At 58.2% G+C, this 280-nt stretch carries 1 protein-coding gene; it reads right to left on the bottom strand.

Annotated features, from left to right (window positions below):
• The coding region (locus GJQ66_RS14185; protein ID WP_230379588.1) for a hypothetical protein at window positions 1-241 on the bottom strand (241 nt) is incomplete at its 3' end.
• Between the last annotated feature and the right edge of the window lie 39 nt (window positions 242-280).

Genomic DNA, 280 nt, shown 5'->3' on the forward strand with positions numbered 1-280 from the left:
GCGTAATTCCAGTGTTGTCGTCTATCGTCAGCTTCAACGGCTCCTGGCATCCGCTGACGATGTTGATGGCTGTAGGCGACAGCTCCAGCTCGCTTCCGTGCTCCGTGCCGAAATACCGGATGTGCGGGTTGCCTGTTTTCGCACAAATCTTCCCGTTTTTACGGACGCAGCCAAGCACCATCGCCCGTTTGCCCGTCGCATCGGGGAAGTACAAATGGGCGTTCGTACCCACCTGCGGCATGCAGTACATCGCGTTGCCTGTCGGCGGGGCAAAAGGGAA

Source organism: Microbacterium sp. ZXX196, assembly GCF_009709595.1.
Lineage (GTDB): Bacteria > Actinomycetota > Actinomycetes > Actinomycetales > Microbacteriaceae > Microbacterium > Microbacterium excoecariae.